Source organism: Nocardia sp. NPDC052316, assembly GCF_044547795.1.
GTDB lineage: Bacteria > Actinomycetota > Actinomycetes > Mycobacteriales > Mycobacteriaceae > Nocardia.
This window is the reverse complement of the sequence record NZ_JBIUBB010000004.1, coordinates 325310-348869: the sequence shown is the minus strand read 5'-3', so window position 1 is coordinate 348869 and position 23560 is coordinate 325310. Positions and strand designations below refer to the sequence as shown.

Here is a 23560-nt window from a genome sequence, read left to right as displayed (position 1 = left end):
CGCGCGATTAGCTCAGCGGGAGAGCGCTTCCCTGACACGGAAGAGGTCACTGGTTCAATCCCAGTATCGCGCACCACCGTAGTACCAGGTCAGGCCCCCTTTCGAGGGGGCCTTTCTTGTTCCGTGGACTCTTCGTGAACTGATGACCTTGTGCCGCGCGGACACGCCGTACCCTGACGTGGTGGGCCAGCGCATCGACTACCACGGTGGCGATCCGAACGCACCGACAGCCAGCAGCGTCGTGCCCAGCGCAGGCGCGTTCGTCCGCCACCAGGACACCGTCCTGCTCATTCGCCGATCCGACAACGGCAACTGGGCCATGCCGGGTGGCGCTCATGAACCAGGCGAGTCGCTCAGCCACACTGCGGTTCGGGAAACGTGGGAAGAGACCGGCATCACCATTCGGCTGACGGGCCTGGTCGGCATCTTCACCGATCCCGGCCACGTCATCCACTACACCAGCAATGATGAAGTCCGCCAAGAATTCTCGATCATCTACCGTGCCGAACCGATCGGCGGCGAACCCACGCCCAGCGACGAGAGCACTGATGTCGCATGGGTCCCGATTACCAACATCGACGACCTCACCATCGATCCCAGCCAACGCGTGCGCATCAACTGGGCTCTGACGTCAGCTGAACCCCATATCGACCCCGACACCCCTTTAGTCCAGAGCCGCTAGGACTCGGCCAGGTCGAACAGTCGCCGGGCACCGCGGTTGCGGCCACCCCTGGGTCCATTCCGCTGTCGCTTTCGTCAGGTCGGAAGCGACAGCGGTCAGCTGAGTACGACGGTGCCGGGGCGCTGGCACCGAGGCTAGCGCTGGATGGATCGACGGGTAGGACATTCGGCGAGGCAGGGCGATGGCGGAAGGACAGTGCAGGAGAGGTCGAGAGCCGCCGCTCACGGATGATCTGGCGCTGATCGGGAACTGATTGTTGGGGCATTCCTGGTCAGTACGTTGGTGTGCGAATCGGGTTCTCGAATGGAGTGGTACATGCGTCCTAAGTTGGGGTTCGGGCTGGGAGTTGCTGTCTTGGTCGCTGGCACGGTGGGTGTTTTGGCTCCGGAGGCGGCTGCGCAGGAGTTGGCACCGGGAGACTTCGTGCAAGGGGTTCGTTTGTCGGAATGACACTGATGACACGTATCGGGTGGAGCGGGTTGCCTCGTGCTCGGACTGGGATGAGCGGCGGATGACGGGGCAGGTGCCGGTGCGGGAGCGGATTCGGCCGCATACGGCGGTGACCATCTCGGTGTCGTGCGGGCGGGCGGGGGATTGTCACTGAGGAGGTGTTGTGGATCGACTGTCGGGGCGCGGTGGTCGACAACACTCCGCGGACGGGTTCGGCCGGATAGTCGGTGGGCACGGCGCGGGGACTGTTCCTGCGGCTGGTGTGCTCGCGCTGTGGCCGTGAGATCGAAGAGAATGAGGGGATGTCACGGCCTGAGCTGCACGCGAGACCGGAGTGGCGGTTCACGCGGAACGTGTACTTTCCGGTGGCCGCCCTGGTCGATGATCAGTGGTGGGTGTTGCGGCTCAACAGCTTTCCCGATCACGCATTGTGGACGCTGTTCATCGATGGCGTAGTGCGGTTCGATATTGATGACACGCCGCCGTCGTGGGGGCGGCCGCTCGACCGTTCGGCACCGTTGCTGGAGCCGGAGACCGCCGAGGCGGTCCTGGCCCCAGTGCGGGAGTTCGTCGCATACGGCAGCGAAGTCGGCCGGGCGTGCGACGATCCGTTCTGCTGCGGTTGAGTTCTCGAACGAACTAGTGAAAGAGGGTCAGGGCGCGATGAGTTCACCGGACGAGGCACGGTTCGACGATCCAACACGGCAGCTGGGAGCGGATTTTCGAGCTTTCGGCGCGGCGTACCGGGCTGCGGAGGTGAACAGTCGGCCGGTGCTGTCGGTCTCGCACTCCGGATGGCACCCGGGTGCGCGCAGCGGAGCTCGCACCGCCGGTGGCTCGCTGTTGGCCTACAACGATTCCGGTCAAGCGGGCGAGCTGCTGTTCGAGGCGGGCCCAGAACCCCTCGGCAATATCTGGAGCGACGGGTTTCGGCGTGACTTCAGCCGGCGTCCGTTCTCGATCGCGAATGTGCGGCAGCACGGGTGTCCGGTGCGATAGTCGCCGGTGCCGAAAGACTGGAGATGATCAGCCAAGACGGGACAATCTTCGACGCCGACATTGTTGCCCAAACATTCGGCGTGACAATCGATCTCGATCTGCCGTACGAGCGGCAGATGGGGGAACTTCGGGAAGCGGGCGCGGCGACCGACGACATCCTGGACGTGCTGTTCGGCAGTGACACGGGCGAGCAGCAGCGTGCCACGACGCGCCACCTGACGATCCGGGTGTACGACGGCGACGGCACGGTGCTGCACGAGGGCCCGGTGTTCGAGGACGACTGACACTCAAACGTCGAGGAAGCGGACGTCTTTGGCGTTGTGGGTGATAAAGCTGCGGCGAGCAGCCACGTCTTCGCCCATCAGCACACTGAAGAGTTCATCGGCCGCGGCGGCGTCGTCCAAGGTCACTTGGCGTAGCACCCGGACCGACGGGTCCATGGTGGTCTCCCACAGTTCCTTGGCGTTCATTTCGCCGAGACCCTTGTAGCGCTGGACACCGTCGTCGCGGTTGATTTTCTTGCCTGCGGCGAGCCCCTCGGCCAGCAATGTGTCGCGTTCGCGGTCGGAGTAGGCGAACTCCGGATCGCTGCGCTGCCACTTGAGCTTGTACAGCGGCGGCTGCGCCAGATACACATGCCCCTGCTCGACCAGCGGACGCATGAACCGGAACAACAACGTCAACAGCAACGTCGCGATGTGCTGGCCGTCGACGTCGGCGTCGGCCATCAACACGATCTTGTGATAGCGCAACTTGGCGATATCGAACTCGTCATGGATACCGGTACCGAAGGCGGTGATGATCGACTGGACTTCGTTGTTCTTCAACACCCGATCGATACGGGCCTTCTCGACATTGATGATCTTTCCGCGCAACGGCAGGATCGCCTGATACATCGAGTCACGCCCGGACTTGGCCGAACCACCGGCGGAGTCACCCTCGACGATGTAGATCTCGGACTTGCTCGGATCCTTGGACCGGCAATCGGCCAACTTGCCCGGCAGACCACCGAGATCATTGGCGCTCTTGCGGCGGACGAGTTCGCGCGCCTTACGGGCGGCCGTGCGCGCTTGGGCAGACGAGATGGCTTTGCTGACGATAATTTTGGCGTCGGCGGGATTGGCTTCGAACCAGTAGGTGAGGTGCTCGTTGCAGATGCGCTGGACGAAGTACCTGACCTCGGTGTTGCCGAGTTTCGTCTTCGTTTGCCCCTCGAACTGCGGCTCGACGACCTTCAGACTCACGATGGCGGCCAAGCCCTCGCGGATGTCGTCACCGGTGAGATTGCTGTCCTTCTCCTTGAGCAGCCTTTTGTCCCTGGCGTACTTGTTGACCACCGTGGTCAGCGCCGCACGGAAGCCCTCCTCGTGGGTGCCGCCCTCGTGGGTGTTGATGGTGTTGGCGAAACTGTGCACCGACTCCGAATACCCTGCGTTCCACTGCATCGCGACCTCGAGCTCGTGGCCGGAGCCCTTACCGGTGAACCCGACGACGGAGTTGTGGATCGGCTGCTTGGTCCGGTTGAGGTACCGGACAAAATCTGCCAAACCACCCGGGTAGTGATAGGTCCGCGTTTTCACCTGCTCGGTCGGCACCTCCTCGGCGCCCTTCGGCGCCTCAGCGATCTCGCTGTCCACCTCGTCGGCATCGGTCACCCGCTCGTCGGTGAGGACGATCGTCAGGCCTTGGTTCAGAAACGCCATCTCCTGCATGCGACGGGCGACCGTCTCGAAGTTGAACGTGGTGGTCTCGAAGATCTCGGGATCCGGCCAGAACCTGGTGGTGTTGCCCGTGCGCGTGGTCGGCGCACCGCGCACCAGTTCCTCGGGTTTGGCGCGCAGGTAGTTCTGCGTCCAGTGGTAGCCGTCGCGGTCGATCGCCAACTCGATCCGGGTGGACAGGGCGTTCACCACCGATAGGCCCACGCCGTGCAGGCCGCCGGACACCGCGTAGGTATCGGAGTCGAATTTGCCGCCCGCGTGCAGCCGAGTCATGACGACCTCGACGGTCGGCACCCCCTGTGCGTGCATCTCCACCGGGATCCCGCGGCCGTCGTCGGCCACCTCGACGCCGCCGTCGGCGAGCAGGGTGACCTCGACCCTGGTGGCGTAGCCGGCCATCGCCTCGTCGACGGAGTTGTCGACGATCTCGCGCACCAACTGGTGCAGGCCGCGCTCACCGGTGTCGGCGATGTACATGCCCGGCCGCATGCGAACCGCCTCGAGTCCCTCGAGGACCGTGATGGACGAGGCACCGTAGCCCTTCTTGCGCGATTTCCCCCTGCGCGAGCCGCTTGCCGGGGAGTCTTTGGCAGCCACTGGTCGATCGCCCTCCTTACTTGCCGAGCTCCGGCGCAGCGGCGATCGCACACGGAAGGCCCAGGAGGGTGTCACCGGGGAGGTACGGGTCCTCGCGCGTGCTGCGCGCAACGCGCCGAAGGATTCGCCGCTAGTTACTTCTCCATCCTAGCCATGGATGGACCAGACGTGTGCATTTAACGAGGCTGAGATCGCCGTAGGTCTTTCACAACCCGACCAGTCGATCCCCCCTATTCGCTGTCCACTACCAGACGGCCTACGGGCACGCTAGACGTCAAACAAGGGAAAACGGCCGACTAGCGAAAAAAGGCTCTACATGCCACGCCAACAACCTTGCTCAATGCTCGCAAAAACCACGACAATCCGGACAACGGGAGCGCTCGCATCTCGCCGAACTGAGATCGCGGACCTATGCAAACCGACCAGGCGGTACTCTCGCCTGGTCGGCAACATGAGGCGAGCATCGACAGCGCCTCGCAACCTCTCGGCGCAGACCTAAATCATGGCCGCCGGCGTGGCAGACACCAGTCCCCCATCAATGAGCAGGTCATGCCCGTTGATGTAACCCCCTTCGTCCGACGCCAGGAACGCGACCGCCCCGGCAACCTCTTCGGACGTACCGATGCGGCCCGCGGCGACCGTGGCCCCGAGCGCAGCCTGCACGTCGGCCGACGCCTCGGCATCGAACGCCGGGGTGGCGGTGTAGCCCGGACTCACCGAGTTGACCCGAATTCCCCGGGGCGCCAGCTCGGCCGCCAACGTGCGAGCCAGATTGTGCACGGCCGCTTTGGTCGCGGAGTACAGCGCCGCACCCGGACTACCCCGATGAACCGCGAACGACCCGTTGATCACGATCGCACCGCGATCGGCCAACAGCGGAAGCGTCTTCTGAATGGTGAAGAACGCCGCTTTGAAGTTGATATCGACGACACGGTAGAACTCCGCCTCGGTGACGTCGGCGATCTGCTGGAACGCACCGACGCCCGCGTTGGCGAAGACGACGTCCAGCCGCCCGAACCGGTCCTGGATGGCGGCCGTCAGCGCATCGAGGTCGGCGAGATCCGCGGCGTCGCCGGGCACCGCGAGCACGCGGTCCGCACCGGCCAATTCCCGCACGGCGGCGTCGAGCCGGGCCTGGTCGCGACCGGTGATGACGACTCGGGCACCCTCGTCGAGCAGGCGGCGCGCGGTCGCCAGCCCCATGCCGCTGGTGCCGCCGGTGATGAGGGCGATCTTGTCGTCGAAGCGAGAACTACTAGCGGGCATCGGGCCGACCTTTCAACAGTTGAACTGTTCGAATACTTACGTACAGTTCGACTGTATGTCAACAGTCGAGATATCCTGTCTCCGTGATGACCGCACATCCCGAACGGGATCAGATCCAGTTGGCGAACGTGCTCTCCGCCGTGGGAAACCCGCTGCGGCTGTGCATCGTTCGGGTGCTGGCCGACGGCTGCGAACACACCTGCGGTTCGATCGTGGACGGCGTGCCGAAGTCGAACCTGACCCATCACTACCGAGTGCTGCGCGACGCGGGCATCATCTGGCAGCGCGTCGCCGGGCGGGAAACGCTGCAATCGTTGCGCCGTGCGGACCTCGATGCCCGGTTCCCCGGATTGCTGGACGCCGTGCTCGCCGCGGCACGCAGCGAAACCGAGGACCCGTTCGCCGAAGTCGCGCGCTGAAAGCTCGCTGCCCGCAATCACACTGGTGCGCGGGCGCGTTGAAATGCATGGGCCGTCAGTGACGCAAGCGGCCGACTCGAGGAATACGGGCGGCCGTCGTCAGTGACGGCGGGCCACCTCGGGACAGCGACCTGCGCGGCCACGGCTTTCCTCTGCGGTAGCGGCGAGGGCCGGCCGGCAGCACCCGAGCGTCGTCGGTGCGCCGGAATTGTCGGTGCTCGGCATTAGGCTGAGCCGCATATGAAACCGAGCCCAGGGGGTCCAGCGTGACGGCAAGCCGGGAGGTCGAGGCGCCCGCGGCGGCGGACGGGACGGATCCCGAGCTGCTCGATCTGCAGGACGATATCTCGTTCGAGCTCGAGGAAGTCAACGAGCTGCTCGCCGAATTGATCGCGCTGCAGGCGGACCGCAAGGCCAAGGACGGTGAGATCCTGTCCTACCGGCTCGGTGTCACCGGGGAGCCGCCCGAGACGCTGGCCAAGATCGGCGCCCGCTACGACCTGTCCCGCGACCGTATTCGCCAGCTGCACACGAAGGCCGTCGGACAGCTGATTCGCAACGCCCCACTGAGCGGGCCCCGGACCGCGAGCGTGTTCGCCGAGCGCTATCCGATCGGCGCCCGCGACCAGCAACTGGTGCGTGCACTGCTGGTGGAGACCTACGCCACCGACACCGATATCGCGGCAAACGAGTTGTCGTACTTGAAGTTGCGGCTGGCCGGGCACGCCGCCGAGGACGCCAAACGGATCGCAGGTTTCGTGACGCAGCGGATCGCGGCCTGGCAGAAGAAGACGAACCGGCGGCTGGCCAAACTGCGTGACGCGGAACCGCGTGCGACGAGCCAGCTGAATCCTTGGCTGGGGCAAGTGGATTGGCCGCCCTCGGGAACCCCGGACGCGTTACCGGTAACCTCGGCCCGCACCGTCGACAGCGACGATGACGGGCGCGGACACTTCTACCTGGACAAGGTCGGCCGGGATGTACCGTTCGACTCTGGGTTGGAGGCGCGGCTGCTGTGGATCCTCAACGCCAGCGACCTCGTCGACTCGTTCCAAGAACAACCCGCCGCGATCACCTACGACTCGAGCGGAACGGAACAGCTCTATTACCCGAGCATCGCGGCCCGGCTCACCGACGGCCGGATCGTGCTGATCGATGTCCAGCCGCTCGGACACGTCGCCTTCCACGTCAACCGAACAAAGGCCGCGGCGGGGCGGGCGTACGCGCACAGCAAGGGCTGGGGCTGGCTCATCTGGACCGGCAGCCTGCTCGGCCTTCCCGATCTGCTCGCCCGGAAAACCGATGCGGGCGCCGCGGCCGCGCTCACCGAACTGCTCGAGCACGGGCCGGTACCGTGGTCGGCGATCCGGCAGGTGCGCGCCGAGACCGGCCTCGAGCTCCTCGACTTCGTCGCGCTGGTCTTACGCAACGAATGGCGTTGGGAACGCGGCCCGTTTCAGCTCAGCGCACCACCATCGCGCCCGCCAGGAACGTAACGATCAGCATCATCGCGCAGCAGGTCATCAACTGCCAGTGATTGATGGTCTGCTGCAGGTTCTTGATGGTGGCCCGCAATGAGGTGTCGAGCCGGTGGTGGTCGTCGAGCTTGCGCCGCGCCTGCGCGAGGGCCTCGGCGCGCTCCTGCGCCTCCTGCTCCGCACGCTCCAACCTGGTGGTCAGCTTGATGAGGTGTTTCTGCTTGTCGCGCACGGTTTTCCGGGACAGCGCGAGCGTGGTGCGCTGATTGACCAGCTCCTGACGCTGCCGGGAGATGATCATCGCCTGCGTTTTCGTGTGGTGCTCCCAGTCGGCCACGGTGGCCCAACCTCCTTTCGTCACATCCCGATATCCCCAGACGATGTCGCCGGTGACCCAGCCGTGGATGAACTCACGCAGCTCCAACGGCTCGCGGCGCGGCGCGACCACCGCGCTGTGTGCGGTGTCCAGCACACCGGTCACCGCCTGGTAATCGCATGCGGGCGGGGCGAAATCGGCGATGCCGAGCGCACGCAGATGGTCGACCCAGTAGCCGGGCGGGCACAACCACAGCACCTCCGTGATGCCCGCCGCGCGCAATCGCTCCGTATGTTCCTGCGCGAGAGTTCGTTCCAGCGATCCGCTGCGCACCTCGATCACGTACTCGCGATCGCCCTTGCGCCAATAGATGTCCACGGGCAGCCCAGCCACCCGCTTGTCCACCTCGGCCACCTCGGCGCCATACGCCAGCAACCGGCCGCACACCCAATATTTCAACCGCCGCATATCCCATTGCGCGGCGTCACATTCCGGACACTTACAGCCATACCCGCCGGACTGCGCGCGGGCTCGGCCCGGACCGTCCGTAATACCCAACTCGGCGAGCATCGCCCGGCGCCCGCAGGCGATCTCCGCCCGCTGCTTCGTTCTCACGCGACCACTCCCCTGCCCAAACCACCGCAGGTCTGGCGACCTACGCCATAGATCAAGAGTGCGTCAGACTCGCGAACCTCGCCAGTCCCCTTTACCCCGCGCCCGGGTGCGCCTCATCGGCAGATTTCCGGTCCGAGGCCTGGTGTAGGCTGTGGCACAAGTAATTTCGACGCAGCGGGCGGCCACAACAACACGGATATGTCGGTGGATTGACAGTTGGCGCCATCCTGCGATTTCATCGCGCCACGCGCCGATCTGCGCCACCTCCGGTCTTCGGGCTGCCACCGGGGCCGGAAACCGCATAGGCTACGACCGGGGTGCGCCCGGCTGGTCGCCGATTGGTAAGCAGATCTGTTCCGGACAAACCGGATCGCGCCGACCTCCGCCTGCAACGGCGCAGGACGGCCCGCCTACGCTGCTTCGATCAGAGCCAAGGAGGACCGGTACCGAGCCGGTCTTCGACAACGAGCGCCAGCGAGTGAACCGACAACACGGCGCCCCATGGCGAACGACGAAGCCGAGCGTCAGCGAGGCAGTCGCGAACCACGTATTTCCAACTGGGCGGATAGAATCGTCCGGCCGAGTGCGAGCTGGGCCGATACGGGGAAGTGGGTACTGGATGGAGCACGGTCAAGAGGCCGGCGAGTCGATCGGCGCGATGCTGTCGAGCATCGCGGCGGTTCTCCGAGAGGTCAGCGACAAACTGGACGCCGTGGCGGCTCGGGTCGACGGCGTCGATATCGCCACCGTCGTGCCTGCCGACCACAGCGTCGAGGCGCGGCTGGCGAAGCTCGAGGCGTGGGCTTTCCGTGCCGGGCAGGACATTTCGGGCATCGACGGACGACTGGAGAAGGTCGAAGCCGGCGCCGGACCGTCGCATGCGGTACCGGACAGCGAGCGCGCCGAGCGTCCGCTACCGCGCGCGGCGTCGCGCCGGAACGCCGCGGCCGCCGAGCCGAGCGCCCCCGCGCAGCGCGAATCCCCCGCCACCGTGGCCACTCCCACCATCAGGGAGAGCATCGGCACCTCGCACGAGCTCGCCAAGCCGGTCCGCGACAGCACCCTCGCGGCCAGGGAGAACGCCACGGCGACCAGGGAGAGCGTCTCCCGGCGGTACGAGGGCTCCCCGACCGCCCGCGACACCCCGCCCGCGCGGGATTCGGCGGCGCACGAGGCGAATTCCGTGCCGCAACGCAGTTTCAGCCCACCTCGCGAACCGGCGTTCGAGCCGAGTTCCAGCTCCGCGCAGAACTTCACCACCCCCACACCGCGGGAGCCGAGCCCGGCACCCGCCCAGAACTTCACCGCGCCGACGCCGCGCGAGCCGCTGCCCGCCCGCCAGTCCAGCTTCACCGCGCCGCGCGAACCGGCCGCCTCCTCGTCGTATCAGAACTTCACCACGCCGCAGGAGAATCCGTACGAGAGCATGGTGCCCTCCGCGCCGGACAGCGGCGACTACAGCCGCCCGACGAACGGCTCCGCGCCGGAGGTGAACGGTACCGCGCTCACCGGCGCGCACCGCGCCGAGGAAGACCTGATCCCGGTCGACAACACCCACGTCGACAAGCTGCAGGCGATGCTGGACGAGCTGAAGAAGACCGCGGCGGCCCCGCTGGGACGCTCCGACGTCTTCGGTCCGCCTGCGGGCGACCTGAACTCGACCAGTTATCAGCCCGCGCCCAGCGGTGAAACCGCGCAGCGCAGCAGCGAGACGCCACGCGACTACCGACTGTCGAGCCCGCCGCCGGTTTCCTGATCCTCGGCGTGCGAGCTGGTCAGGATCGCGGCGATCAGGTCGCGTAGCCAGCGATGCCCGCTGTCGGCGGTATTGCGCGGATGCCAGGCCATGCCGATGGCGACCTCGGGTAGCGGCAGCGGAATCTCGAACGCGCACAACCCCAGTGCGGGCAACGCCGACCTGCTCAGTAAGGCCGGTGCCGGGCAGATCAGATCGCTACCGTGCACTGCGAACAACGCGGTGGTCAGATTCGGCACGGTGGCGACCACGCGCCGGGTGCGACCGTGCAACGCCAACCGGTCGTCGATCGAGCCGCGCGCCTGACCGGTTCGCGAAATGCTCAGATGTGCTGCGGCCGCGAACCTTGCCACCGTCACCCGCTCGGTGACCAGCGGATGATCGGCCGCGGCGATCCCGATGATCCGATCGCCGAGCACGCGGCGCACCGTCGTCTCCGGATCGGTGTGGTCGATCACGCCGACCTCGATGTCCACCCGGCCGTCGCGCAATGCGGCGGTGCCCTCGACGGTGTCGGGTAGGAAACGCAACGTCACCCCCGGTGCCTGCGCGCGCACAGCGGCCAGCAGCGGGGCGGCCAGTTCGGTGAGCACCGTGTCGCCCGCCTGCACCGCGAAGTTCCGCTTCAGTGCGGTCGGATCGATCGCACCCCGCGGTGCCAGCAGCGCCCGCCCCTGCTCGACCAGAGTGCTGACCTCATAACGCAATTCCAGTGCACGCGGCGTCGGCACCAGGCGGCGACCGGCCCGCACCAGTAGCGGATCGTCGAGCACCCGCCGCAACCTGGCCAGCGTCCGGCTCATCGCGGGGGCCGAGGTGTGCAGCCGTTCCGCCGCCCGCGTGACACTGCTCGTCTCCAGCAGCGCGTCGAGCGCCACCAGCAGGTTCATGTCCAGGGGCTGCACTCCTGGATTATCACCAGTGGAATCATCGATCACCAACATTGCGTTGCCGATAAGCCACGGCGAGTCGCCTCAGCTCGAGAGAATTTCGACAACGCCACCATCGAGCGTGCGGACTTGCTGTGGTCCTGTCGAAGGAGCTCAAGGGCGAGCAGAATCAGATCGTGGTGCTCGCGAAACCCACGGAGTCGACTGGTGGTTGATGAGGATCGTTCAGCGACCATATGACTCTGCTCGATTTTGTCTCGGCGAAGGTGGTGGGTGCTGCCGACCTCTGGGCATCCGCGCAATGATGACGAACTGTGCTCGTCCTGAGTCCGCCGGACGGGCACGCCGGCGTTCCGGCGCGCGAACTGGCTGTGGTGCTGATTTCGCGATTTCCCGCGGCGAACGATGGCAGGGTTGAAACGCTGAGCTGCACGGCCTTTGCTAGGCCGCCCACCCGATCTGCCGCACGACCATCCTGACAACGGGCATACGCGAGGCGTACGGCTTACACAAAGGGTGCGCCCCGGCAACCCGCACAACCGGGGCCTATGCTCCGCCGTTCGGTTTTCGCGCGCTCGGGTACCGGCGCGGGGCGCGGACTCACGAGCGCGCACAGCCTCGCTGTCTTTCGGCGGGCCGAGATGTGCTTACTTGCCCTGTGAACTGGGCAAGAGGTCAGTGGGCACGCCGGTATCCCGATTGTGTGCCCCAGACCCCCGGCGTTCGGTCGTTCGGCCCCGACGTTCCCACGGGCGGTTTCGCGCGCTCGGATATCGGCGCAGGCGCGGGGTGCGGACTCACGAGCCCGCAGAGCATCGCTACGTTCCGGCGGGCCGAACTGTGCTTAGTTGCCCTGTGAACCGTGCAAGAGGTCGGTGGGCACGCCAGTGCTCAGGTTGTGTGCCCCAGGGACTCCGGCGTTCGGGTCGTACGGCCCCGGCGTTCCCGCGTTCGGGTTGTGCGCCCCTGGTCCTCCCGCGCTCGGACCGTGTGCCCTCGGCGCGCCGACATTCGGGTCGTGCGCCCTTGGCGCTCCGGCATTCGCGTTGCGCGCCCCGGGCATCGCGTTCACGTTGTACGCCCCAGGCGCCGCTGCGTGCGCGTGGTGCGCCTCGGGCACCGCTGCGGTCACGTTCTGCGCCCCAGGCACTTCACCATTCATGTCATGCGCGCCAGGCCCGGTGAAGTTCGGGTCGTGCGCCCGGCCCGGGTCCTGCGCTGCGATGTCGGCGTGCTCCACCACGGAGTACGCGGGTGGCGTGGTCTCCGAAGCGGATTCGTGCCTGGTGTTCAGTCCGCGGTAGGACTCGGGGCGGATAGTGCGGAACCATTGCGCCGCTCGGGTGCGCAGGGGGAGGCGGAACTTCAGGTCGGCGAGCATCTCGTCGACATTGCGGATGGAGAAGGGGGTGATGGCGGTGCCGTGGGCGTGGTGGCCGCGGGTGCGTTCCTCCATCCAGCGCAAGCGGGCGTCGATCTGTTCACTCGCCACGTCACGGTCGGGCAGGTCGAGCTGACCGGCGAGCAGGGCGGCGGTCCAGTGCGCACCGACCTCGGCGTTGAGGGTGCTGATGGCCGACGAGTTGTAGCCGGCGAAGGTGAGATTCGGGACGTCGAGCGGCAGGATCTGGCGGTGCAGCCGGAAATTGCCGTGCTCGTCGGTGAGCCTGCGCTGGACGTACGGCGTCAGGAACGGCACCCGCTGCTGGAATCCGGTGGCACAGACCACGATGTCGGCCGGCACGAGGTGCCCGTTGGACAGCTGCACCGCGGGCGCCTTGCCACCACCGCCGCGCATCTCGGTGATGGTGGTGTCGCGCTGCACCACGATCCGGCCGTTCGCGACCTGCTCGTAGAAGTTCTCGGTGGTGAGGCTGAAGGTGCTCTCGGCGATCTCCTCGAACCGGCCCTCCGGGAGCAGCCCGAGTTCGCGCAGGTTCATGCGCTTGGTCGCGAGCTCCTGGACCAGGTCGAGGTTGCTGACACGGAACGAAACGCCCGGTCCGTCCAGGAAGCGGTCCATCCGGCCGGGTTCCAGGTGGTGGAAGTGGGCCTGCCCCAAGCGGGTCAGCATCATTCGCTCGTAGTCGAGCACGCGGGCCATCTTGCGCGGCATTTTCCACAGCAGCCTGCGCGCCACGACGGTGGTCGAGCCTGCGACGTCGCTCACCGCCTCGGCGATGTCACAGGCGGACTTGCCGTAACCGACGACAACGACGGACTTACCGCGCACCGCTTCGACATCCAGGAACTCCGACACGTGGCCCAGCTGGCCGCCCGCGGCACGGAACAGTTCGATGCCGCGGAAGTCCGGGACGGCGGGCTCGCTGAACACCCCGTTCGCGATGACCAGGTGATCGCAGGAGCTCCGATGTATCCCGCTTTGATCCTTGACCTCGAGCAGCCAGCCACTGTCCACCGGATCGGCGGCGACGACCTCGGTGTTGAGCCGCAGGTGCTCGCGCAGACCGAAGTGGTCCGCGTAAGCCTCCAGATACGCCTGCATCTGCGCACCGTCGAGCACCTTCGGGTAGTCCGAGGGCATCGGGAAGTCGGAGAAGTGATAGGTGTTCTTGGAACTCTGGGTTCGCAGCCCCGGGTACCTGCGGGTCGCACTCCACACGCCACCGACATCGGGCGCACGGTCGAAGATCTCGACCGGAAAACCCTTCTGGATCAGCACTTTCGCGCAGGCAAGACCTGCGATACCCGCACCAACGATCGCGATGCGGTTTCCGCTCGTCATGCGCAGGAGATTACGTCTCTTATGGCGCACAGCAAAGTCGGTTGGCCCAATCGGGTGATTCAACGCGGTGCCGGGACACGTGTCGAATCCACCGGGGCACCGGCCGGGTGCACCGGCAGGTCGAGCAATCCGCGGATCAGAATGCTCTCGCGCCAGCGTAAGTCCCCGTCATCGACGGCCAAGCGCAGCTCGGGGACGTGCCGGACGAGCCGGGTCAGCGCCATGCGGGCCTACCGCCTGGCCGAGCCCACACCCAGGCAGTAGTGGATACCGTGGTCGAAGTCCGCAGGATCGGCGAAATGACGTTCGTCACGATCGGCGGCGGCGAGCGCCACCAAGACGAGTTCGCCTGCAGGCGGTGTCGTTTGCCGCGCTCATCCGGCCGATCGCGATGGCCGATCGCAGCGGCACACGGTCGATTCCATTCACCGCACGGCACCCGGTTCACCCCGCTACCCTGCGCAGATGAGTGCGATCGCGCCCGTCCTGCGAGGCGCCCGGATCGCGAACTCGTTCGCATTCGGCATGCAGGGGTTCTTCTTCGCCGTGGTGCTGACCCAATTGCCGCAGCAGAAGGACAGGTTCGGCCTGACAGACGGGCTGATCGTCGGGTCGGTGGTGCTGGTCTCGCTGCTCGCCGGAGGCGGCAGCGTGGCCGCGGAACGGTTGGCGTTGCGCTGGTCGAGCCGGATCACGCTGCGCATCGGGTTGTTGCTCGTCGCGCTCACCGGCACCGGTATCGCATTCGCACCGAATACGGCGGGGCTGCTGATCGCGCTCGGCTGCTACGGGATTGCGGTCGGCATCGTCGACGCGAGCACCAATATGCAGGCGGTGTTCATTCAGCACGGGTACGGGAAGTTCATCCTGTCGTCGTTCTATGCCGCGTGGAGTGCGGGGTCGATCACCGGCGCGTTGTATGTATCGGCGTGCGAAACGCTGGCGGTGACGCTGCGCGAATCGCTGCTCGGGGCGGCGGGCATCGTGCTCGTCGTCGGGCTGGTGCTCGGGCCTCGCCTGCTGGGACCGCAGGAGGCGGAGGCCGGTCCGGCCGAAGAGGTCGTCGACCCGCCGCCGGTCGCCTTGCGAATGTATCTGCCGTTCGGCATCGCGATGGCGCTGGTGTTCGCCATCGACCTGGCCGTCGGCAACTGGTCGGCGCTGTATCTGACCGACGACCTGCTCGCCAGTTCGGCGACGGCGGCACTGGCGCTGGCCGCTTACCAGGGCACGTCGCTGATCGCGCGGTTGACCGGCGACCTGTTCGTGCGGCGGTTCGGGCCGCGGCGCGTGGTACGGACCGCGGCGGCCATCGGTGTGGTGGGGCTGGCGACTGTGATCGCCGCGCCGAGCCCGATGGTCGCGATCGTGGGATTTCTGATCGCCGGTATCGGCATGCCGGTGATCGCGCCGCTGTGTTTCGGCGAGGCCGGTCAGTTGACCAGCGGTCGCGGCCTGGACGCCCTCATCGCCCGGCTCAATTTGTTCAACTACGCGGGCACTTTGGTGGGTGGCGGGGTGGTCGGGGTGCTGGCGGCGGGCTTCGGGCACCGGATCGGGTTCGTGATCCCTCTGCTGTTCGCAGCGGCGCTGATCGGCCTGGCCCAGGTGTTCCACGACCGGCCGAGCGGGGGTAAACATCCCACCTCTTCGGGTGATCGTGCTCTACTGGATCAATGAGCAACATCCCAGTCATCGTCGACCGGGCCGGTCTGTGGGACGCCGAGGAACTCAGTGATGTTGCGGCGGCAACCTTTCCGCTCGCCTGCCCGCCCGACGCCACCTCCGACGATATCGACATCTTCATCACCGAGGTGCTCTCCGGCGAGCGGTTCGGGGAGTACCTGAGCGATCCGGCGAAGACCGTGCTCAAGGCTGTCGCGGGCGACGACATCGTCGGCTACGCGATGCTCATCGCGGGCGATCCGGCGGATCCGGAGGTCGCTGCCGCGGTGGGTCTGCGGCCGGTGGTGGAGATCAACAAGATGTATGTGGTGCCGGGACACCACGGCAGCGGGGTGTCGACCGCGCTGATGCTCGACTGCCTGGAGCGTGCCCGTGCGGGTGGGTTCGCCGGGATATGGCTCGGTGTCAACCAGGAGAATGCGAAAGCGCAGCGGTTCTACGGCAAGCACGGGTTCACCTCGGTCGGCACCAAGACCAACACCGTCGGCAGCCGGCAGCACGACGACTTCGTGATGCGGCTGGTGTTCTAGCTCTTCACGAAGTCGACCAGCGCCGCGTGGAAGTCCGGCGCGATGACGGCCATCAAATGGTCGCCGGGCACCACCTGCAGCGTTGCGTCGGGCAGCGCGTCGGCGAGGCGTTCGGGTTCCGCGGCGAACGGATCGTTGTCGCCGGCCAGCACCAGCGTCGGCACGGTGACATCGGCCAGGCCATCGATCGGCCTGGCGTCCAGGCCCGTCGCGACCGCCTGGATGGCCTGCCGGTCGGCGTGCACCGCGTCCGCGAGAATCCGGAACATCATGGCGGTCGACGGCGCACCCTCGTTGTGCTCGCTCATCGCGGTCTGCAGGTCGGTGAGCTCGACGACCCGGCGGTCGACGCCGCCGCAGTCGAGCACGCCGGAGCCGACGCCGCCGATGGCCAGCCGCTCGACCCGCTCGTCGGCGGCCGCGACCAGTAGCGAGATGATCGCGCCCATCGAATAGCCCACCTGCACAACCCGATCGAAGCCGAGCTCGTCGTAGAGCGCACGCACGTCGCGCGCCATGAACTCCCACGAGTACTGCGCCGGGTCGTGCGGTTTCGCCGAACGCCCGTGCCCGCGCGCGTCGAGCGAGACCACGGTGCGTCCGGCCGCCTGCAGGGCGCCGACCACGCCGGTGCTCATCCAGTTCGCGTTGGTGTCGGCGACCACCCCGTGTTGCAGCACGACGGGGACGCCCTCGCCCTCCCACACTCGATAGTTGAGCTCCAGGCCGTCCCACGTCTTGAACTTCGTCATGACCGGATCGTAGCCCAATCGACGGTTGACAGTTCTATGTGTTCAGTATTTACTGAACACATCGTTCTTTACAGAACACTCAGCACATAGGAGCAGTCATGACCGCCGCGATCCGCACCGAGGGATTGACCAAGCACTACGGCAAACACGTTGCCATCACCGACCTCGACCTGGAGGTGCAGCCGGGCGAGGTGTTCGGCTTCCTCGGCCCCAACGGCGCGGGCAAGTCCACCACCATCCGCATCCTGCTCGACCTGATCCGACCGACCGCGGGTCGCGTCGAGGTGCTCGGCGTCGATCCCCGGGCCGGCGGCGCGCAGCTACGCAGGCGAATCGGTTATCTGCCTGGCGAATTGACGATCGAGGGCCGCAACACCGCGCGTGAGCTGCTCGGTTTCCTGGCCGATCAGCGTGGCACCGTGCCGGCAGGCCGGATCATCGAGCTCGCCGACCTGCTCGACCTGGACCTGTCCAGGAAGGTCGGCGCCATGTCCAAGGGCAACAAGCAGAAGGTCGGCCTCGTCGCCGCCTTCATGCACCGGCCCGATCTGCTGATCCTGGACGAACCCACCTCGGGCCTGGATCCGCTACTGCAACAACGGTTTCTGGATCTGGTGTCCGAGGCCAAGAACAACGGGCAGACCGTGTTCATGTCCTCGCACGTCCTCAGCGAGGTGCAGCAGACCGCCGATCGGGCCGTCATCATGCGCGCCGGACAGCTGCTCGGCACCGAGAACGTGGACGAACTGCGCAGGCGCGCACCGCGCTCGGTCGAGCTGGTGTTCGGCGCGGAGGTGTTCGCCGACGACTTCGCCGCGCTGCCCGGTGTGCGCGAGCTGAGCGTCGAGGGAAAGACGGTGCGCTGCACCACCGAAGGCGAGGTGGACGAGCTGTTCAAGACGGCGGCCAAGTACCGGCTGGTCAGCGTGCTGTCCACCGAGCCGGACCTCGAACAGATCTTCTTCAGCCTGTACGGGCGCTGAACCTACCTATCGCACAGGAGAACTCGACATGACTCGTTCGGTCTTCACCCAGACACTGCGGGAACAGCGCCGCGGCCTCGTCGGCTGGTCGATCGGTGTAGCCGTCGTCCCGATGATGTACCTGCCGTCCTACCGGTCGTTGCAGGAGCAGGGCTCACTGGATATCAAACAGAACAGGATGTATGAAGCCATGGGCCTGAGCGACTTCGCCAGTGCCACCGGCTATCTCAATGCGACGGTTTTCTCGCTGATGGGCTTGCTGTTGCTGGTGATCTTCGCGGTCACCTTCGCGACCAGGTCGGTGACCCAGGAGGAGAACGGGATGCTGGACCTGCTGCTGTCCCAGCCCATCAGCCGGACAAACCTGCTCGCGCAACGATGCGCCGCACTGGTAATGCAGACCACGGTGGTCACCGCCGTGCTCACGCTGAGCGTTCTTGCCGGAGCCACCGCGGGCACGCTGAACATTCCCGCCGGACACATTCTGGCCGCGAGCGCCGGGCTCGGACTGCTGGCCATCGCGATCGGCACGATCACCCTGCTGATCGGCGCGGTCACCGGAAAACGTTCGTTGACACTGGGACTCGCCGCGCTGGTCGCGGTCGCGGGCTACCTCGCCAACAATCTCGGCGGCATGTTCGACGGCACCGAATGGCTGCGCAGGGTATCGCCGTTCTACTACGCGAACGGTGGTTCGCCGCTGGTAAACGGGTGGAACGGCGTCCATCTGACAGTTCTGCTCGCACTCGCCGCCCTGGCGCTGGTGCTCGCGCTGCGCGCCTTCGAACACCGCGACCTCGCGGTTTGACCGACCCGAACGGGGCGAGCCGACACGGCCCGCCCCGTTTACGCCTATCCGAACCATCGAAGGGATACTCGACCGATGAGTGAGACGGACAACGCCACCACCCCGGAACAGCTGGCTTTCGTGGAGGATTTCGCTCTCGTCCTGGAGCGCATGGGTCTGGTCCGGATGGTCGGACGCGCCGCCGGGTGGCTGCTCGTCTCCGATCCGCCGGAGCAGACGTTCGGCCAGATCGCCGACGCACTGCAAGCCTCCAAAGGCTCCATCTCCAGCGCGCTCAAGACCCTGGTCACCATGCGCTGGGTCGACAAGATATCCAAGCCGGGCGACCGCAAGGACTACTACGCGATCCGCCCCGGCATCCTGCCCGAATTGACCCGCCAGCAGAGCGGCATGTACACCGACCTGACCACCATGACCTCCCGCGGCCTCGCCCTCTTCGACGACCCCGACGGTGACAAGGCGGCCCGCGTCCGCGACATGCACGAATTCTTCGTCTGGATGGGCAAGGAACTACCCGCCCTGATCGACCGCTGGTACGCCGAGCGCCGCTCCTGAATCAGGCGAGCAGCTTGGCTTTCAGTGCGGCGAGGTCGGTGTCGGAGAGTTGCAAGCCCGCGCGCAGGTAGTTGTCGAAGCTGCCGTAGGACTGGTTCACCTGGTCGAAAGCGGCGTCGAGCCAGGACTGTTGGACGCCGTTGATCGGGTCGGCGGGGGTGGTGTTGCGGTACTGGTTGGACAGCAGGTAGTCCTGGTAGACGGTGTCGCGGTCGACGCCGAGCAGGGTGAGCAGGACGGCGGTGGTCCAGCCGGTTCGATCCTTGCCCGCAGTGCAGTGGAACAGCACTGCGCCGTCGGTGGCGATGATGTCGTGCAGCACGGCGGCGAAGGCCTGGTTGGCGCCTGGCGCGGTGATGAACGCGCGGTAGAGGCTGTCGCCGCCGGTCAGTGTGCTGACCAATACCTCGGGCGGGGCCTGGCCGATGACGTCGTCCCAGTTGGCGGTCGCGTCGGCCGGCACCTTGTCCGGTCCGATGGTGCGCTCGTAGACCGTGCGCAGATCGTCTACGACGCGGACCTGACGGCCGGACAGCTCGGCGAGGTCGGCCGGGGTCGCGTTGTTCAGCTGACCGGTGCGGTAGACCAGGCCGGTGCGGACCGTCCGGCCGGTGCCGGTCCGGTATCCGCCGATGTCGCGAGCGTTCTGCACACCCTGCAGGTTCAGCGATCGGTCGAACGCGACCGTAGATGTGGCGGGCGGCTCGGCGAGCGCCGCACCGGTCACCGGGCCGAAGGCGACGGCGAGACCGGCGGCCAGCGCGATCGGGGTACGCAGCGAGCGGGTCATGCGAGTGCTCCTAATCCTCGGTTCCCCCGACGCCCCAGCAAACCAACTGAAATATCCGTTGGTCAAACCGGGCCGTGCTACGCCACGACCTCGAACCGCGACAGCGCGAGCAGCCGCGAAATGGCTCGCAGGTACTTCTTGCGGTAGCCGCCGTCGAGCATCTCCTGCGAGAAGATCTGATCGAGCTTGGCCCCGGACACGGTGACCGGAATGCTCGCGTCGTAGAGCCGGTCGGCCAGCACCACCACGCGCAACGCCACCGCCTGATCGGTCACCGGATGAACGTTCGCGATGAACACCGACGACACCCCGGAGATCAGCGCGCCGAACTTCGACGGGTGCAGCGTGCTCAGGTGCTTCAGCAGCGCGTCGAAGTCGTCGAGCGTGGAACCCGGTGTGGCAGCGGCCCGTTCGGTCAGCACCGCCGACGACGTCGGCTCCGGCGCTGGCGGCAGATCACGGTGCCGGTAGTCCGGACCGTCGACGCGCACCGGCTCGAAGATCGAGCCGAGCTTCTTGATCTCGCGCAGGAAATCCTGTGCGGCGAAACGACCTTCGCCCAGCTGACCAGGCAGCGTATTGGAGGTCGCCGCGATCGAGACGCCCTTCGCGGACAGCTCGGTGAGCAGCCGCGAGACCAGCATGGTGTCGCCCGGATCGTCGAGCTCGAACTCGTCTATGCACAGCACACTGTTCGCCGACAGCCGCTCCACCGCATTGCCGAAGCCAAGGGCGCCAACGAGATTGGTCAGTTCACCGAAGGTGCCGAACGACTTCGGCGCCGGCGCGCTGTGGAAGATGGAGGCGAGCAGGTGGGTCTTGCCGACACCGAAGCCGCCGTCGAGGTACAGCCCCGCGCCGGACACCTGCTTCTTCTTGCCGAACAGGCTCTTCTTGTTCGCGGCCTTGTGGATCTTGGCGACCTCGCCTGCGAACTGCTCGGCCTTGCGCACCGCCGCCGCCTGGCTCGGCTCCTTGGGGTCGGGAATGTAGGACCCGAAGCTGACTTCGTCGAACATCGGCGGGGGCACCATCTGGGCGACGAGCTGGTCGGCCGGAACCTCAGGGTGGCGGTCGACGAGGCGTTCTTGCCCTGAGGAGCGCAGCGAGTCAGCGATTGGCACAGCTGAAGCGTAATGACGTGGTGAGATCTATGTTCATGCAGCGTAGCCACAATGCGATCCAGCTCACAGACCTGCGACCGGACGACCTGGAGCAGTTGTACGCGTACCCGCCCGAGCTCCGCGAGCCCCATGTCCGCGCGAATTTCGTGTCCAGCATCGACGGCGCGGCGACCAGCGACGGACAATCCGCGGGCCTCGGCACGCCTGCCGACAAAACCGTCTTCCTGATGCTGCGCGAACTGGCCGACGTGGTCCTGGTCGGCGCGGGCACGGTCCGCGCCGAGAACTACGGCGGAGCCAGGACCGATCCGCGGCGTCGGCGGGCGCTGCACGAGCGCGGCATCGGCGGTCACCCGGACGGTACGGCGCCGCCGATCGCGGTGGTCACCGCGAGTGCGGCGATCGATGTGGGCGCCCGACTACTCACCGACACGACGGTCCCGCCGTTGATCATCACCACGACCACCGCTCCCGCCGACCGCAAGCGGCAACTGGCCGACGCGGGCGCGGACGTCGTCGAGGCGGGCGACCTCGCGGTGACGCCCAAGGCGTTGCTGCGGGTGCTCGCCGAGCGCGGACTACACCGCGTGCTGTGTGAGGGCGGGCCGCATTTGTTCGGGGAACTGCTGGCCGCCGACGCCGTCGACGAGCTGTGCCTGACCACCGCCCCCCTGCTGGTCGGCGGCACCGCGCGGCGAATTTCGCTGTCCGCGCACGAGTTCGACCGTCCCATGTCCCGCACGCACATTCTGCTCGACGACGACGGCACGATGCTGACCCGATGGGCCCGTGCATGAAACAACTGCCCGAACCTGGCAGGCTGTAGCGCATGCGCTGGACTCGGGCCGTCGTGCTGGCCGCGACACTCTCGATCATGATCGCCGGATGCGGGGCGGGACCCTCCGACCGTCCCGGTGTCGCCGTCGAGCGCGATCGGGTCGGCGGCACCGCCACCACCTCGGCCGCCCCGGCCCCGCCGCCGAGCGCCGAAGTGCCCAAGACCGACCTGCCGTGGAAGGACTGCACCACGCCGACGCTGGACCTGCTCGGCCTCGGCCCCGCTCCGGCGGGCCTGGTGCTGGACTGCGCGGAATACACCACCCCGATCGACGCGGGCGGCAGCGTGCTCGGCAACTTCCGCGCCGCCGCGATGCGCGCCCGGTTGCCCCAGACTCCGGTGGACGCCGCCCCGCTGGTCCTCACCTCGGGCGCGGACCGCTCCTCCACGGCCACCCTCGCCGGGCTCGCCGTCGGCCCCACCAGTGCCGTGCTGGCCGCACGCCCGATCGTCGCGGTGGACCGGCGCGGCATCGGCAGCTCACAGCCGCTGGACTGCCTGCCGCCCGAGGTGCGCAAAGGACTCGCCGACAACGCCCAATTCGGTCCTGGCGCAAATGATCCCGTCGAGGCGGTGGTCGCACTGAGCCAGGACGGCACCATCGCCTGCCGCGACTTCCTGCAGCCCTACGAGGGCACCTTCGACGCACCGCACGCCGCCGACGACATCGAACAACTGCGCAGGCAATGGCAGGTCGAGCACATCGCGCTGCTCGGCACCGGCAACGGCGCGAAGGTCGCGCTCAGCTACGCCCGCAAGTACGGCGATCATCTGGGCAGGCTCGTGCTCGACTCCCCCGAGGCCGTCGGCGCGGACGCCGTCACCAGGGCCGAACAGCAGCTCGAAGGCGCGGAGGCCGCGTTGACCGCCTTCGCGCAGCGGTGCACCGGGGTCAGCTGCTCGCTCGGCGCTGACCCGCGCGCCGCGATCACCGATCTGGTGAACCGCGCCGGTTCCGGTGGGCTGGGCGACATCTCGGCCAACGCGCTACTCACCGCGGTCTCCGGCTTCCTCGGCGGCCCGCGCGCCGATCAGGCCAACCGGGTCCGTGAACTCGCCGACGCGTTGTCCGCGGCCGGGCGCGGTGACCGCGCTGCGCTGGGCACCCTGATCCAGCGGGAGTCGGCGGCCATCGGTGGCGATGGTCAGTTCGTCAACCGCTGCACCGACACTCAGCAACCGCCGACGCCGACCAAGGCCAAGGAACTGATGAGCACCTGGGGTGCGAAGTACCCGGTGTTCGGCAAGAACATGGCGGTCGGGTTGATGGAATGCGCGGCCTGGCCGGTGTCGACCGCGCCCGGAATGCCGGAGAAAATCGGCATTCCGGTGCTGGTGCTCGGCGGTATCGCCGACCCGGTGGTCGGCAATGCCGGGCAGGCGTCGGTCGCCGGAGCGCTCGGCGCGGCCGGGGCGCGGCACGCGGGAGTCACCTGGCAGGGCTGGGGCCACCCGGTGTCCAACCATTCGAGCTGCGCGCAGCGCACCATGGCCGAGTACCTGAAGGACGCGAAGCTGCCCGCCGACGGCACCGCCTGCCCGGCCTGATCGGCGCCGCG

General features: G+C 67.0%; 22 protein-coding genes and 1 tRNA gene. 14 read left to right on the top strand and 9 right to left on the bottom strand.

The window, feature by feature from the left end; all coding sequences use genetic code 11:
• Position 1 precedes the first annotated feature (1 nt).
• The 4 genes from ACIHA7_RS19980 (at position 2) to ACIHA7_RS19965 (ending at position 2415) form a co-directional block, all read left to right on the top strand.
• Positions 2 to 76 (top strand) — tRNA-Val (locus tag ACIHA7_RS19980).
• A 105-nt stretch (positions 77 to 181) separates the two neighbouring features.
• The gene (locus ACIHA7_RS19975) at positions 182 to 682 is read left to right on the top strand and encodes an NUDIX hydrolase (RefSeq protein ID WP_397291458.1); all 501 of its coding nucleotides are present in this window, start codon (positions 182 to 184) and stop codon (positions 680 to 682) included.
• A 752-nt stretch (positions 683 to 1434) separates the two neighbouring features.
• Positions 1435 to 1758 (top strand): hypothetical protein, encoded by a 324-nt coding sequence (locus ACIHA7_RS19970; RefSeq protein WP_397291456.1) that lies wholly within the window; start codon positions 1435 to 1437, stop codon positions 1756 to 1758.
• A gap of 396 nt (positions 1759 to 2154) precedes the next feature.
• Positions 2155 to 2415, top strand: a complete 261-nt coding sequence (locus ACIHA7_RS19965) for a hypothetical protein (RefSeq protein ID WP_397291454.1) — start codon at positions 2155 to 2157, stop codon at positions 2413 to 2415.
• A 3-nt stretch (positions 2416 to 2418) separates the two neighbouring features.
• On the opposite strand, the gene gyrB is transcribed toward ACIHA7_RS19965, so the two are convergent.
• Complete coding sequence (gyrB, locus tag ACIHA7_RS19960) at positions 2419 to 4449, bottom strand: DNA topoisomerase (ATP-hydrolyzing) subunit B (RefSeq protein WP_397291452.1); 2031 nt, start codon at positions 4447 to 4449, stop codon at positions 2419 to 2421.
• A gap of 495 nt (positions 4450 to 4944) precedes the next feature.
• Complete coding sequence (locus ACIHA7_RS19955) at positions 4945 to 5715, bottom strand: glucose 1-dehydrogenase (RefSeq protein ID WP_397291450.1); 771 nt, start codon at positions 5713 to 5715, stop codon at positions 4945 to 4947.
• 86 nt (positions 5716 to 5801) lie between these two features.
• Between ACIHA7_RS19955 and ACIHA7_RS19950 the strand changes: the two genes are divergently transcribed.
• Both ACIHA7_RS19950 and ACIHA7_RS19945 read left to right on the top strand, forming a co-directional pair.
• Positions 5802 to 6134 (top strand): ArsR/SmtB family transcription factor, encoded by a 333-nt coding sequence (locus tag ACIHA7_RS19950; protein WP_397291448.1) that lies wholly within the window; start codon positions 5802 to 5804, stop codon positions 6132 to 6134.
• A 266-nt stretch (positions 6135 to 6400) separates the two neighbouring features.
• A complete protein-coding gene (locus ACIHA7_RS19945; protein WP_397291446.1) occupies positions 6401 to 7630 on the top strand; it encodes a sigma factor-like helix-turn-helix DNA-binding protein in 1230 nt (409 codons plus the stop codon).
• On the opposite strand, the gene ACIHA7_RS19940 is transcribed toward ACIHA7_RS19945, so the two are convergent.
• A complete protein-coding gene (locus tag ACIHA7_RS19940; RefSeq protein WP_397291444.1) occupies positions 7596 to 8543 on the bottom strand; it encodes a hypothetical protein in 948 nt (315 codons plus the stop codon). The two genes, ACIHA7_RS19945 and ACIHA7_RS19940, sit on opposite strands and share 35 nt — an antisense overlap.
• 619 nt (positions 8544 to 9162) lie before the next feature.
• On the opposite strand from ACIHA7_RS19940, the gene ACIHA7_RS19935 reads away from it, so the two are divergent.
• Positions 9163 to 10299 (top strand): hypothetical protein, encoded by a 1137-nt coding sequence (locus ACIHA7_RS19935; protein WP_397291442.1) that lies wholly within the window; start codon positions 9163 to 9165, stop codon positions 10297 to 10299.
• Here the strand turns inward: ACIHA7_RS19935 and ACIHA7_RS19930 are convergent.
• The 3 genes from ACIHA7_RS19930 to ACIHA7_RS19920 all read right to left on the bottom strand — a co-directional run bounded on the left by ACIHA7_RS19930 (position 10266) and on the right by ACIHA7_RS19920 (position 14159).
• The gene (locus ACIHA7_RS19930; protein ID WP_397291440.1) at positions 10266 to 11204 is read right to left on the bottom strand and encodes a LysR family transcriptional regulator; all 939 of its coding nucleotides are present in this window, start codon (positions 11202 to 11204) and stop codon (positions 10266 to 10268) included. The genes ACIHA7_RS19935 and ACIHA7_RS19930 overlap by 34 nt on opposite strands.
• Positions 11205 to 12033: 829 nt before the next feature.
• The gene (locus ACIHA7_RS19925; RefSeq protein WP_397291438.1) at positions 12034 to 13935 is read right to left on the bottom strand and encodes an NAD(P)-binding domain-containing protein; all 1902 of its coding nucleotides are present in this window, start codon (positions 13933 to 13935) and stop codon (positions 12034 to 12036) included.
• A 59-nt stretch (positions 13936 to 13994) separates the two neighbouring features.
• Positions 13995 to 14159, bottom strand: a complete 165-nt coding sequence (locus ACIHA7_RS19920; protein ID WP_397291436.1) for a hypothetical protein — start codon at positions 14157 to 14159, stop codon at positions 13995 to 13997.
• Positions 14160 to 14400: 241 nt separating this feature from the next.
• Here ACIHA7_RS19920 and ACIHA7_RS19915 point away from each other — a divergent pair, with 241 nt between their 5' ends.
• A complete protein-coding gene (locus ACIHA7_RS19915; protein WP_397291434.1) occupies positions 14401 to 15615 on the top strand; it encodes an MFS transporter in 1215 nt (404 codons plus the stop codon).
• Entirely contained in the window at positions 15612 to 16151 is a 540-nt protein-coding gene (locus ACIHA7_RS19910; RefSeq protein WP_397291432.1) for a GNAT family N-acetyltransferase, read from the top strand. Before ACIHA7_RS19915 ends, ACIHA7_RS19910 begins: the two co-directional genes overlap by 4 nt.
• Here the strand turns inward: ACIHA7_RS19910 and ACIHA7_RS19905 are convergent.
• Complete coding sequence (locus tag ACIHA7_RS19905) at positions 16148 to 16903, bottom strand: alpha/beta fold hydrolase (RefSeq protein WP_397291430.1); 756 nt, start codon at positions 16901 to 16903, stop codon at positions 16148 to 16150. The genes ACIHA7_RS19910 and ACIHA7_RS19905 overlap by 4 nt on opposite strands.
• Positions 16904 to 17001: 98 nt before the next feature.
• Here ACIHA7_RS19905 and ACIHA7_RS19900 point away from each other — a divergent pair, with 98 nt between their 5' ends.
• The 3 genes from ACIHA7_RS19900 (at position 17002) to ACIHA7_RS19890 (ending at position 19249) form a co-directional block, all read left to right on the top strand.
• The gene (locus ACIHA7_RS19900) at positions 17002 to 17886 is read left to right on the top strand and encodes an ABC transporter ATP-binding protein (protein WP_397291428.1); all 885 of its coding nucleotides are present in this window, start codon (positions 17002 to 17004) and stop codon (positions 17884 to 17886) included.
• Between the two features lie 28 nt (positions 17887 to 17914).
• Complete coding sequence (locus ACIHA7_RS19895; RefSeq protein WP_397291426.1) at positions 17915 to 18694, top strand: ABC transporter permease subunit; 780 nt, start codon at positions 17915 to 17917, stop codon at positions 18692 to 18694.
• A gap of 75 nt (positions 18695 to 18769) precedes the next feature.
• Entirely contained in the window at positions 18770 to 19249 is a 480-nt protein-coding gene (locus ACIHA7_RS19890) for a GbsR/MarR family transcriptional regulator (RefSeq protein ID WP_397291424.1), read from the top strand.
• Position 19250: 1 nt separating this feature from the next.
• On the opposite strand, the gene ACIHA7_RS19885 is transcribed toward ACIHA7_RS19890, so the two are convergent.
• Both ACIHA7_RS19885 and zapE read right to left on the bottom strand, forming a co-directional pair.
• Positions 19251 to 20039 (bottom strand): tyrosine-protein phosphatase, encoded by a 789-nt coding sequence (locus tag ACIHA7_RS19885; protein ID WP_397291422.1) that lies wholly within the window; start codon positions 20037 to 20039, stop codon positions 19251 to 19253.
• A gap of 77 nt (positions 20040 to 20116) precedes the next feature.
• Positions 20117 to 21163 carry a cell division protein ZapE gene (gene zapE / locus ACIHA7_RS19880; protein WP_397291420.1) on the bottom strand — a complete coding sequence of 349 codons (1047 nt, stop codon included), beginning with the start codon at positions 21161 to 21163 and terminating at the stop codon, positions 20117 to 20119.
• Between the two features lie 35 nt (positions 21164 to 21198).
• On the opposite strand from zapE, the gene ACIHA7_RS19875 reads away from it, so the two are divergent.
• Positions 21199 to 21960: a pyrimidine reductase family protein gene (locus tag ACIHA7_RS19875; RefSeq protein WP_397293103.1), complete on the top strand. Its 762-nt coding sequence runs from the start codon at positions 21199 to 21201 to the stop codon at positions 21958 to 21960.
• 32 nt (positions 21961 to 21992) lie between these two features.
• Positions 21993 to 23549 (top strand): alpha/beta hydrolase, encoded by a 1557-nt coding sequence (locus ACIHA7_RS19870; protein ID WP_397291418.1) that lies wholly within the window; start codon positions 21993 to 21995, stop codon positions 23547 to 23549.
• Positions 23550 to 23560 lie beyond the last annotated feature (11 nt).

Excerpts from the sequence above, each read along its gene's own strand:
- ACIHA7_RS19955 (WP_397291450.1), bottom strand. The coding sequence starts at position 5,715 with ATGCCCGCTAGTAGTTCTCGCTTCGACGACAAGATCGCCCTCATCACC.
- ACIHA7_RS19915 (WP_397291434.1), top strand. The coding sequence starts at position 14,401 with ATGAGTGCGATCGCGCCCGTCCTGCGAGGCGCCCGGATCGCGAACTCG.
- ACIHA7_RS19870 (WP_397291418.1), top strand. The coding sequence starts at position 21,993 with ATGCGCTGGACTCGGGCCGTCGTGCTGGCCGCGACACTCTCGATCATG.
- ACIHA7_RS19920 (WP_397291436.1), bottom strand. The coding sequence starts at position 14,159 with ATGGCGCTGACCCGGCTCGTCCGGCACGTCCCCGAGCTGCGCTTGGCC.
- ACIHA7_RS19890 (WP_397291424.1), top strand. The coding sequence starts at position 18,770 with ATGAGTGAGACGGACAACGCCACCACCCCGGAACAGCTGGCTTTCGTG.
- ACIHA7_RS19950 (WP_397291448.1), top strand. The coding sequence starts at position 5,802 with ATGACCGCACATCCCGAACGGGATCAGATCCAGTTGGCGAACGTGCTC.
- ACIHA7_RS19935 (WP_397291442.1), top strand. The coding sequence starts at position 9,163 with ATGGAGCACGGTCAAGAGGCCGGCGAGTCGATCGGCGCGATGCTGTCG.
- ACIHA7_RS19900 (WP_397291428.1), top strand. The coding sequence starts at position 17,002 with ATGACCGCCGCGATCCGCACCGAGGGATTGACCAAGCACTACGGCAAA.
- ACIHA7_RS19910 (WP_397291432.1), top strand. The coding sequence starts at position 15,612 with ATGAGCAACATCCCAGTCATCGTCGACCGGGCCGGTCTGTGGGACGCC.
- ACIHA7_RS19970 (WP_397291456.1), top strand. The coding sequence starts at position 1,435 with ATGTCACGGCCTGAGCTGCACGCGAGACCGGAGTGGCGGTTCACGCGG.
- ACIHA7_RS19965 (WP_397291454.1), top strand. The coding sequence starts at position 2,155 with ATGATCAGCCAAGACGGGACAATCTTCGACGCCGACATTGTTGCCCAA.
- ACIHA7_RS19905 (WP_397291430.1), bottom strand. The coding sequence starts at position 16,903 with ATGACGAAGTTCAAGACGTGGGACGGCCTGGAGCTCAACTATCGAGTG.
- ACIHA7_RS19925 (WP_397291438.1), bottom strand. The coding sequence starts at position 13,935 with ATGACGAGCGGAAACCGCATCGCGATCGTTGGTGCGGGTATCGCAGGT.
- ACIHA7_RS19875 (WP_397293103.1), top strand. The coding sequence starts at position 21,199 with ATGCAGCGTAGCCACAATGCGATCCAGCTCACAGACCTGCGACCGGAC.
- ACIHA7_RS19885 (WP_397291422.1), bottom strand. The coding sequence starts at position 20,039 with ATGACCCGCTCGCTGCGTACCCCGATCGCGCTGGCCGCCGGTCTCGCC.
- ACIHA7_RS19895 (WP_397291426.1), top strand. The coding sequence starts at position 17,915 with ATGACTCGTTCGGTCTTCACCCAGACACTGCGGGAACAGCGCCGCGGC.